Below are 10,104 nucleotides of genomic sequence, written 5' to 3' on the forward strand. Positions count from 1 at the left end.
ATCTGTGTATGAAAACCGCCGATCAGAAGCAGGCTTCCGAAGATCATTCCGAAAATACGAAGAGGAAAATGTCCCGAAGCTTTGTGATATAGAATTGATGCGCCGTACCCATACTTACAGATTAAGGATTCCAGATGCACAGAATGCCGCTCCGCAGGCCGCCTCCTCCTGAAAGGCCGCCATCTGCAGCGGCATCCCGAATATTTCTTCCGCCAGCTGCTGCATCAGCGCATTCCGGCGCAGGCCATTTCCGGATCCGGCCATTCTTTTTGCGCGCTGTCCGCTGATTTGGCACATCCTTTCATAATATCCGTAAAGCTCCTCCAGAATGCCGGCGATCATGCCGACAGTCATCGCCCCTGGATGAAAGTTTTCCACGCGGATCCCTTCCATTCTCCCGCATGCCTCCGGATTTGTTCTGGTACCTGAAAAGGTTGTAAAAATCCTCCAGGCGCGGTCTCTTCCATATTTTTCGAGAAACTGTTCGCCCTGCCGGAGCATTTGATCGTACATCTGTCCGGACAGTACGCCTGATACCTCCCTGTAAAACTGCTCCAGCATGGCATATGCCCTGCCTCCGCAGAGGCCCGCTCCCACCATGAGGTAACTCTCGGGAGGGAAGGGACGAAGCTCTATGCCGCTTGTGCCGCAGTCCAGATAAGCGGAGGTAAGCATGGATACCTGGCTTCCTGTCCCTATGTTGAGCACAAGCGTATCCTGCAGATCCTGCAGGGTTCCTGCCACGCTGGCCTGATTATCCCCCATGGAGCAAACCACGGGAATCCCTTCCGCAGTCCGCCCTATGACACAGTGGGAGGCACAGACGGGCGGAAGATACGAGACATCTGCTCCCACTGCCCGCAGCCTGTCCAGGGAGAAGGTACCTCGTTCCAGATCAAAGCAGCCCCAGCTCGCCGCCATGTCCGCCGCGATCACAGGCTCCCTGTTCCCGGTTAGCTTCATTGCGATATAATCGCTGATCGTCGTCATTTTTACAGCTTCTCTGGGAATCCGTCCGGTCTGCTGCAGATAATAATGGGTAGTGAGCCCATAGCCGGAGGCGGCGGTTCCCACCTGCTCCTTTAAAAGCTCTGCACAGGTCTGCCCATTTTTCAGCAGCCGGTTTCCGCTGCCGTCCTCCCAGGTGTAGAGCGGGCTTACCGCTTCTCCCGCAGCGTTCACGTAGAGCATGCCGTGCATCTGCCCTGTCAGGCCGATTACATCCGGTTTTCCGTACTCCGCGAAAAGCTCCCGAAGGGCGCCGCGGGTTATGCTCCAGATTTGTTCCGGATCCTGAAGCCTGCTGTCTGCGGCATCTCCTTCACAAAAAGAATTATGCTCCATTGTCCTGCGCCCGATCAGGGTCTTTTTGTCCGGATCTAACAGCAGAATACTGATCGTAGTGGTTCCGATATCAATTCCAGCAGCATACATCGTTTATTCCTCCGTCCGGCAGGGCTTTTTTGTCCCGCCGCTTCCAATCCTTATACAACCGTATTTCCTTTGACCCGGCAGGTCTTCGGCGCCCATCCGCTGTCCTGGCTGTTCTGCTGTGCCAGACGCCGGAAAATCTGATCCGCCATTGCCGGAAAATCCTGCTCTATCACATGGATCCCAAGCTCTCCCGCTCCCTGCATCATTCCAATCATGGCAGCCGGCCGGGAGCTTCCCCTGTCATGCAGAATCCCTTCACAGACCATTCCCAGCTCTCCTACTGCGTAGAGGATGCTGTCGCACGCTTCGATCTGCTCCAGTGCATCCCGCAGAAGCTCCTGCGGAATCCGCTCTGTTCTGTTGTGGTATTCATAGGGAATAGGAATCACCTTTCCGTCAGGCGCATACTTCCGAAAGGTGTCCTCCCGGAGCTTCAGGCTGCCAATCTGCAGATTGTCCCAGCTGACATAGGCTGTATTTTTACAGCCCTTGCGCCTCATATAGGTGAGCAGCCTGCGTACTGTCCCGGCATTGTCCAGGCAGACGGCATCCACATATGGGCCTCCGTCTACCGCGTCAAATAAAACGATGTTCATACCCAGGCCCTTCAGCTTCCGGACCGCGTCTTCCGAAAGCGCCATGTCCTCCTTCCAGAGAATCAGGTTTCTCAATCCCTTGCTGTAAATCCGGTAGAGGCAGCTTTCCAGAGGCACAGCGGCCGGCTTCTGCTGAAACAGGACGAGGGAATCCTGCGCATCGGCCCTGGTCTGCACTGCGTCAATCATTCTGGAAAAGAATTCATTCTGTGCAGGAGCTACTACAGTCACAATATCCATCTGTCCGTCTCTTGGCCCATAATACAGGGAGACTCTTGTTCCGCTCCCCTGTACGCGGGAAATAATGCGTTCCTGCTCCAGAAGATCCAGCGCCCTCCGTACAGTCACCCTGCTGACCCCCAGCTCTTCCGCCAGTTTCCGCTCCGGAGGAAGCAGCTCTCCATCTTCATATTGTCCCTTGTAGATTGCCTTGCATAGATATCCCCTGACATCTCCATAAAGGTTCTCTGATTTCTGCCGCATCTCTTTTGCCCTGAAGAGGGCCGGTACTTCCGGTCCTCTCTTCCTTTCTGCAAATCCGTGGAAGCTGCTCTTAAGCGCTCATTGCGGTAGAAGCAGGATCCAGCCTCTTGATAATATCCTCCTGAATTTCAGGTGAAAGATCCAGGAAATTGACGAAGGTTCCGTGAATACGGACGATATATACGCCGCTGGGCGCATGTTTCTTTGGATCCTTCAAGACCTTTCGAAGCATTTCCGGCGTCGTGACATTTACATACAGGTAGAACGGCGAAACCCTTCCTTCGTCGTACTCGTTGAAAAACAGCGGACGGAAAATCTTGTCCCGGAATTCCAGCCCTTTCTCCTCCAGGGTTTTTCCCTTAAAATAACCAGGATTGATTCCGAAATGGGACGCGCAGCCTCCGCTCATCGTCTCAAACGGAAGGTATCTGTTGGAAAGCATCCGCATGCCCAGGCCGCCGGAAGCATCTCCAAACAGAGGATCTACGCCGTAGTTCAGCATTTCTCTTGCCTTTCTTCCATCCGGCGTTGCTCCCACCCAGTATCCGTACATCAGATGTGTGGAGGGAGAAGAGAAATCCGGCCGGAATGGGTTCCCAAGGTAATTTTTCTGGGAAGCTACGATTGCTGCTGTCCTTTCTACGATCTGAGCGGCTTCTTCATCCACCTTCCGGATATTGTTTCCAAACTTGTCGCAGGCCAGCAGGTACTGGCGCATCTCTTCATCCTGTTCAAAGTTCGTGCGCAGGGCCTCCAGCATCCGGTCTGCATCCTGAGGACGCTCCGCAAGCAAAGTATCGATGGCGATAAAGGAATCTGCCAGCACGCTTGTTCCGTGAATCAGGCAGCCGCTTCCGTTATATTTCGTGCCCTGCCGCTTGGTGTCCCTCATATCGATGCCGGTTTCGATTCCGCCCATCATCGAGGAGAGGAACGGCACCTGATACAGAGAAACCGCCTGAGAGGCCCCGTTCGCTGCACTGGCCATTTCTCCCGTATAGCGTTCCAGCTCCTTATAATAGATTTCGCGGATATTTTTCAGCACGTCAAGGCTATTGTCATAGCCCAGCTCCTTCCAGGTCTTTCCCAGCTGCTTTCCGGATATCTCTGATTTTCCATCCTGCAGAACCAGCTCCAGAACCTTCGGGAGATTCAGCCAGGAATTTGTCGTGTTTCCGTTGTCCTTTCCCATAATCAGCGGCTCCTGGCAGCCTGCGACGGAGTAGTTTTCCAGATCCTCCTCATCCACGCCCCTGCGCCGCAACACCTCAAAGAGGGCGTCATCGTTGAACAGGGAGGGGGTCAGCACGCCCGGCGTAAAGAAGAATTTTCCCATCTCCTCGTACAGCTTCTCCGGCGTGTTTTTGTGCAGCTTTACGGACAGGATGGGCTGGGGCAGGTTCATGTCAAAATAGGCGTCAAAGAGCGCATAGGAGGTGGCGTTTGTCAGGTCATTTCCTGCGCGGTCCTTTCCTCCGACCAGCAGGCTCTGTGAAATCGCCCAGCTCCGGTCTGCTACGTTGAAGAATACCAGCAGATGCTTCAAAAGGGCGGCTGTCATATCCCGGCCTGTGTCTTCTGCGGCCCGGTATGGCTCAAAGATCCGGTCTGCATTTCCCACAGAAAGGGCAAAGGGATTCGGCGTCTGCTCTACGGTCATATTCTGCCAGATCAGGATAAAGGACTGTATGGCCTCATAGAGATCTCCCGCTCCATAAGCAGGCACTTTCTGCAGGGTATCTGCCATCAGCTGGTAACGCTCCTTTGTCTTTCCTTCGCTGGCGTCCGCCTTTTCCTGCGCCATTTGCTGATAGCGTCCTGCGAGGACAAGAAGCGCATCGATGCTGTACTTCATCGCTTCATAATATTGCTTTTTCTGCGCGTCGTCCGTCTCATCCTGCTTCTTTTCGATATCCCTGCGGACTGCCAGGGCTCCTCTTTTCAGATAGTCTCTCACATCCGGAACTACATGTCCGGTCACCTGCTCCATAAAGAAAATCACTTCTTCTGTATAGGTTTCTGCGGAAGCATAGGCTGCCGTCAGTGTCTTTGCAAAATCGTTCTTTGAATAGTAATCCTTTACATGCTCGATCCGTTCTGCCGTGATATCACCGATCGGGCTGATATCCCCGAATACCTGAACCGGATCACAGTATCCCTCAAAGGACTTCACCTCGAAGGAAGGATTGATCAGCGCGTAGGAACGGGCAAAGGCATCATCCTGGCTGCCTGCAAACAGGTGATAATCTCCCAGCGTCAGCGGAATACGTGTCATCACCTCCACCAGCGTACGTCCTATGCGGATACAGTCCGGCTCAGACGCAAAGGTTCTGTCGCATTCCATGGCAATCTCCCTGGCAAGGAACCAGCCTTCCAGGTGATTCAGGGCTCTCTCCTCCTTAAAACGCGCTTTTGCGAGTTCCGTAATTTCCTCTGCAGAATAAACAGTTTCAATTCTCATGACTAGCTCCTTTCCCCAATACGGATTTTGTGGTAATAAAGGTTACGAAACAGCAGCCCTTCAGGTCCGGATGCAGGAAATTCCCTTTTCCTGAAGCGCCCTTTCAAAATATTCTACGGTCCCCGGCGCTATGCGGCCCGGCGGCATCCGGTATTCCTCTCCGCACTGCTCCCACTTGGCCTTTCCAAATTCATGGTAGACGAGAAATTCCACTTTGGTATGCGGTCCCCGGATTTTTTCCTCAAACAGGGCCGCAAAGCCTGCAGCGTCCCTCGGAGAATCATTGAAGCCCGGAATCAGCGGCACCCGGATCAGCACATGGGGATGCACAGCCGTCACCTTCTCCAGGTTTTCCAGGGTCTGCCTGCCGGAGGCGCCAATCCACTGCTTATGTATCTCCTCATCGTAATGCTTTACGTCCATGATCCATTCGTCCACGAGAGAAATCAGCTCCGGCATTCGCGGATGGCTGCCATTGCACTCGATGGCGCGGTGAATTCCGGCTCTTCCCAGCTCCTGCAGCAGCTCCTTTACTGCATCGAACTGCATGCTGATCTCGCCTCCGGTGAGAGTTACTCCTCCTCCGTCAAAAAACATCGGCCTGGCACGGACGGCTTCTTCTACTATCTCTTCCACACGGAAGGTCTGGCAGGAAAAGCGGAGGCCCTTCTGTCTTTTGCTCCGGATGCAGGCATAGTCGCTGCAGCCTTCACAGACGGTTCTGTCAAGCCGCCCGTTTTGCACGGCGCCCCTGGGGCAGCATTCCTCTGTCAGCCACTCCCTTTCTGTCAGAAGTACGCCCTTTCTATCCATGCCTTCCGGGTTGGAGCACCAGGGGCATTTCATATTACAGCCCTGCAGATGGTAGACCAGCCGGTTTCCTGCGCCGTCCTGAGAATAGTTGAAGCCCTTCTGAAAAATTTTCAGCGTTTGCTTCTTTTCTTCTGCTCCTGTTTCAGGAATGATTTCTTCCATAACTCACCATATCGTTTCTCCGGCAGCTTCCTGCCTGTGTTGTTCTGTTCAGCAGCTTCGCAAATTGGTATTACAGCACAATACCAATTGTTTAATATTATTATATCGGTCCTCTGAAAATTCGTCAATGAGAACCAGAAGAAAAACAGGAGCTTTCATAGGCCTGGTAAGCCCAGGCATCTGTGAAGGCTCCTGTTTCTGTATCTCGAGGAAGGAATGCGGCGGGGCCAGCGTTTCACACCGCCCGGCCAAGTGCTCTGGCCTGCTCGATCTCCGGCTTTCCCTGGATATCACCGACATCTCCATTTCCACCGGCCAGCACATGGCCCAGATTTTTCCATCTCAGGTGTTCCATCAGATGATCGAAATACTGAACCACATCTTCAAATCCGTTTCCTTCTGCTGCCATCAGAAGCGCGCAGGACCGGTCATGACCTCTCAGAAGATTGCCATCACCTTCCTCCAGTGCAAAAAGCCGGTCCACGGCGGTGCGGAGCTGTCCGCTCATATTCCAGTAATAAAGCGGAGATGCCATGACAATCACATCGCATTCCCGTACTGCCGCATAGATTTGTATCATATCATCCTTCTGTACACAGGGACATTCCCGGCTGCTGCGGCCTCCGAAGCAGCCCTTACAGCCATGAATTTCCATACGGTCCAGGAAGAATTCTGTCACCGTATGGCCCGCGCTCCCGGCTCCTTCCGTAAAAGCCTTTACAAGGGTTGAGGTGTTTCCGTTTCTGCGGGGGCTTCCATTTAAAATCACAATTTTCTTACTCATACATTCATTCCTCCATAATCTCTGATTGACTGTCTCCAGTTCTCATATTATAATCATAATCAGAATGAAACAAAAAACAAGTACGCACATAAAAGTGCGATACTAACATATACTTTATATACTTACCTGAAAGAGAGTATAAAATGGGAAAACGCTGTATCTCAAACGAATCCTTAGAGACTACCGGCTTCAACTATACCCTGTCTCTGATTAACGGAAAATATAAAATGACGATCCTTTATACCCTGATGGAATTCGGTGTCGTCCGCTTTAATGAGATGAAAAAATATATCGGAGGCATCTCCTACAAAACGCTCAGCTCCAGCTTAAAGGAGCTGGAAGCCGATCAGCTCGTTCACAGAGAGGAATATCCCCAGATTCCGCCCAAAGTCGAATACAGTCTGACAGAACGGGGAAAATCTCTGATTCCGATTCTGGACGGAATGTGCGAATGGGGTGATAAAAACAGGGAGGGATAACTTATGATTCAATCTGTGATTTTTGATCTGGACGGACTTTTGATCGACAGCGAAGCCGTCTCCTATAAGATCTATCAGGAATGGATGAAAAAATATGGCTGTGGTTTTCCGATCGACTATTATGCGCAGAATCTGTGCGGCAGATCCTCCGTACATAACATGAACCTTGTCATACAGGATTTTCATCTGCCCCTCTCCCTGGAAGAGGGACTGGCCATTTCGACGGCTCTGGAAGAAAAATATGTCCAGACAGGATTCGATTTGAAAGAAGGCGTCAAAGAGCTCCTTGAATTTCTGAAAACACACAAATATAAAATCTCTCTCGCTTCCTCAAGCGTAAGGGAAAGAGCGCTTACCATATTAAAACATCACGATGTAGACCACTATTTTGACACGCTGACCTTTGGATATGAAGTTCCCAATGGGAAGCCTGCCCCGGATATTTTTCTTGCAGCCTGCGGGAAAACCGGGATTGCGCCCGAACATTCCCTGGTGCTGGAAGACAGCGAAGCAGGCATACAGGCTGCGTTTTCAGCCGACATCCCGGTGATCTGCGTGCCCGATATGAAAAGACCAGGAAAAGAATTTCTGGAAAAGTCGCTGGCTGTCGTCGATTCTCTGTCACAGGTAATTAATTATCTGCAAACAGAAAAAGCGTCGCCATAGCTCCTGACGCGTATTCTATGTATCGCTGTTTGTGAAGGAAAGACGGTGCACCCGCTTCTGCTCCACAGTCCTTTGCGTCCCCCTCGCATAAGGGATTTGCGGATATCCAAATCCTATCATCATCCCGATATAATGTTCTTCCGGTATTTCCAGCATCGCCTTAATCTCCGGCATCAGGTTCAGAACACTGAGCGGGAATGTCATCATCACGGCCCCGAGTCCTCTGGAGGCGCACAGAAGCTCAAAATAGGTGCCCGCAATCACGACATCCTGAACAGGCTCTCCCCGTCCAAGCGGTGCGTGCGGAATCAGGATATGAGGCGCTCCGCAAAAAAGCATGTCCGGCCTCACTGTTTTTTCCCAGCGCTTCATATCTTCATACGCTTCTTTCCCAAAGCCTTCCGGATAGAGCCCCTGAGCCGCCAGGCGCTCCATTTCTCTGTAAGCGATATTCCGGAAATAGTCTATCTGCTCCATGTCATCTATCAGAGTATATTCTACAAGCTACTTATTTCCGCCGTTCGGAGCATTGGCAAGCCTAGATATCATATCCTCGATCACGTCCCGCGGCACATTGCGCTTCTGATATCTGCGGCAGGAGCGGCGGCTGGCTGTGAGTGCATCCATGACAGGGGTCGCTGTATCCGGTTCCGGCACTGGAAGACTGTCCTCCGGCCGGTGATGCAGGATACTTACCGCAGCTTCCGGACAGACAGCCAGGCAGTGTTCACACTGCCAGCAGCCATTCCAGCCAAACTCTTCAAATTCTTTTATCCGCGGTCTTCTGTCCTCTCCCATATAAAGAATGCCTCCGGGACATACCCGGATGCATTTACCACAGCCAATGCACTTATCATTAACCATAAACTCTGCTGGATTCATGCGTCCACCTGCTTTCTCTCGTTTTCTTTTTTCTTATTGATATTTTATAAAAACCGCAGGATCTTAGCAAGCAGGCACTTTTCTGTCAGATGGTTACCTTTGGGTAACCTATGTATTTCCGGTAAATTTTGTTTTGCAGTATTCTTACGAGTATCAAAAGCTTATCCTATGAGAAGCTTTGTCTATTCAGGAGTGATTTCCACCACAACCAATTCCGGACGATTAAACACCCTTGGCAGCTCATTTCGGCATAGTCCCCGGCTGACAATCATCGTTGTATGCTCTCCCAGCTCATATCTTCCTCCTGCATATTCAGGAAACCATCCCTGATTGGGCGCATACAGTCCGTTTAATATCCACGGAATTCGGATTTGGCCTCCATGCGCATGTCCGGAAATCACCAGATCGAATCCGCTGTCCTTATAATCCTGTACCAATTCCGGTCGATGAGACAACAGGATCGAATAGACACCCTCTTCCCTCTGGTATTTACAGGAGGCAAGCTGTGCCTGCCATTCTTCCGACGTTCCGTCGGTTAAGCGGGCACCATTTCCAAAGCAGTCGGGATCGTCCACGCCAAAGATCTGGAGCTTTTGTCCCTGTACTTCCAGTAACCTGCCTTCTCCCTCCAAAACTTCCACACCGTATGTTTCCATTTCCTGCTTCACTTCTTCCGCTCTGCCGCTCCAGAATTCATGATTTCCTGACACATAAAAACACGGATATTTCCCACCAAGCTTCGAAACCAGCATCCAGACGCCGTCGCCTGGCACTTCATCATCTGCGATATCTCCGGCCAGTAAAACAGCATCTGGCTCTTGTCTGGATATCGCATCTAATAAATCATTCTGTCCCTCCCCGTAGATGCCAGCATGCAGATCTGTGATCACCGTCAGACGTACAGGCTCCCGCAGAAAAGGCGTTGTCTCCTGGTATGTCCGCACTGTCAGCCTTTTATCCAGTGCAATAAAAATAAACAGGCACAGTACAGCCGCCAGGCAGAATATTTTCCCTGCTGTCGACCATTGAGATTTGCTTTTCATTTGGTCAAGGAATCCTTTTATCGCATCTGCATCAAACATATTTTCTGCAGCTCCGTTCAACTATTACATTCTTTAAATGCTAACCGGTACACAAAATTTACATCAATAATGGAAAACACCTTCAGCAGATTTCCATACACACCGTGAAGAAGTTCTGCCATTTCCTATAAAATCTTTCTTAACTTTTCATCCTTATATCCATTCCTTTCGCTTTGCTCAGGCACAAAACGTTATGAAAATGTTTTTCCTGAGCTTAGTTTTTCTTTATAATTCTTCTTGTAGGGAGCTCGGTATACTACAA

8 protein-coding genes and 1 pseudogene are annotated in these 10,104 nt (G+C 51.1%); 2 read left to right on the forward strand and 7 right to left on the reverse strand.

Features of this window, described 5'->3' with window-relative positions; genetic code table 11:
• Positions 1-114: 114 nt before the first annotated feature.
• The 5 genes from B5E77_RS13010 to B5E77_RS13030 all read right to left on the reverse strand — a co-directional run bounded on the left by B5E77_RS13010 (position 115) and on the right by B5E77_RS13030 (position 6,733).
• Complete coding sequence (locus B5E77_RS13010) at positions 115-1,434, reverse strand: sedoheptulokinase (protein WP_087165780.1); 1,320 nt, start codon at positions 1,432-1,434, stop codon at positions 115-117.
• 50 nt (positions 1,435-1,484) lie between these two features.
• Positions 1,485-2,513 (reverse strand): GntR family transcriptional regulator, encoded by a 1,029-nt coding sequence (locus tag B5E77_RS13015; protein WP_087165781.1) that lies wholly within the window; start codon positions 2,511-2,513, stop codon positions 1,485-1,487.
• Between the two features lie 70 nt (positions 2,514-2,583).
• Positions 2,584-4,974, reverse strand: coding sequence for a pyruvate formate lyase family protein (locus B5E77_RS13020; RefSeq protein ID WP_087165782.1), 2,391 nt, complete (start codon positions 4,972-4,974; stop codon positions 2,584-2,586).
• Positions 4,975-5,034: 60 nt separating this feature from the next.
• A complete protein-coding gene (locus B5E77_RS13025) occupies positions 5,035-5,949 on the reverse strand; it encodes a glycyl-radical enzyme activating protein (protein WP_242963737.1) in 915 nt (304 codons plus the stop codon).
• 235 nt (positions 5,950-6,184) lie between these two features.
• Positions 6,185-6,733 (reverse strand): flavodoxin family protein, encoded by a 549-nt coding sequence (locus B5E77_RS13030; protein WP_087165783.1) that lies wholly within the window; start codon positions 6,731-6,733, stop codon positions 6,185-6,187.
• Between the two features lie 143 nt (positions 6,734-6,876).
• Here B5E77_RS13030 and B5E77_RS13035 point away from each other — a divergent pair, with 143 nt between their 5' ends.
• Both B5E77_RS13035 and B5E77_RS13040 read left to right on the forward strand, forming a co-directional pair.
• Positions 6,877-7,212, forward strand: a complete 336-nt coding sequence (locus B5E77_RS13035; RefSeq protein ID WP_087165784.1) for a winged helix-turn-helix transcriptional regulator — start codon at positions 6,877-6,879, stop codon at positions 7,210-7,212.
• Positions 7,213-7,215: 3 nt separating this feature from the next.
• Positions 7,216-7,878, forward strand: coding sequence for an HAD family hydrolase (locus tag B5E77_RS13040; RefSeq protein ID WP_087165785.1), 663 nt, complete (start codon positions 7,216-7,218; stop codon positions 7,876-7,878).
• A 15-nt stretch (positions 7,879-7,893) separates the two neighbouring features.
• Here B5E77_RS13040 and B5E77_RS17315 read toward each other — a convergent pair.
• Positions 7,894-8,760 (reverse strand): annotated as a pseudogene (locus B5E77_RS17315) (nitroreductase family protein).
• 182 nt (positions 8,761-8,942) lie between these two features.
• A complete protein-coding gene (locus B5E77_RS13050; RefSeq protein ID WP_087165793.1) occupies positions 8,943-9,803 on the reverse strand; it encodes a metallophosphoesterase in 861 nt (286 codons plus the stop codon).
• Between the last annotated feature and the right edge of the window lie 301 nt (positions 9,804-10,104).

It is taken from the genome of Lachnoclostridium sp. An131 (assembly GCF_002160825.1).
In the GTDB taxonomy this organism is placed as follows: domain Bacteria; phylum Bacillota; class Clostridia; order Lachnospirales; family Lachnospiraceae; genus Laedolimicola.

Bases quoted from the DNA above. Each gene is read 5' to 3' on its own strand.
- B5E77_RS13010 (WP_087165780.1), bottom strand. From the start codon at position 1,434: ATGTATGCTGCTGGAATTGATATCGGAACCACTACGATCAGTATTCTG.
- B5E77_RS13015 (WP_087165781.1), bottom strand. From the start codon at position 2,513: ATGCGGCAGAAATCAGAGAACCTTTATGGAGATGTCAGGGGATATCTA.
- B5E77_RS13020 (WP_087165782.1), bottom strand. From the start codon at position 4,974: ATGAGAATTGAAACTGTTTATTCTGCAGAGGAAATTACGGAACTCGCA.
- B5E77_RS13025 (WP_242963737.1), bottom strand. From the start codon at position 5,949: ATGGAAGAAATCATTCCTGAAACAGGAGCAGAAGAAAAGAAGCAAACG.
- B5E77_RS13030 (WP_087165783.1), bottom strand. From the start codon at position 6,733: ATGAGTAAGAAAATTGTGATTTTAAATGGAAGCCCCCGCAGAAACGGA.
- B5E77_RS13035 (WP_087165784.1), top strand. From the start codon at position 6,877: ATGGGAAAACGCTGTATCTCAAACGAATCCTTAGAGACTACCGGCTTC.
- B5E77_RS13040 (WP_087165785.1), top strand. From the start codon at position 7,216: ATGATTCAATCTGTGATTTTTGATCTGGACGGACTTTTGATCGACAGC.
- B5E77_RS13050 (WP_087165793.1), bottom strand. From the start codon at position 9,803: ATGAAAAGCAAATCTCAATGGTCGACAGCAGGGAAAATATTCTGCCTG.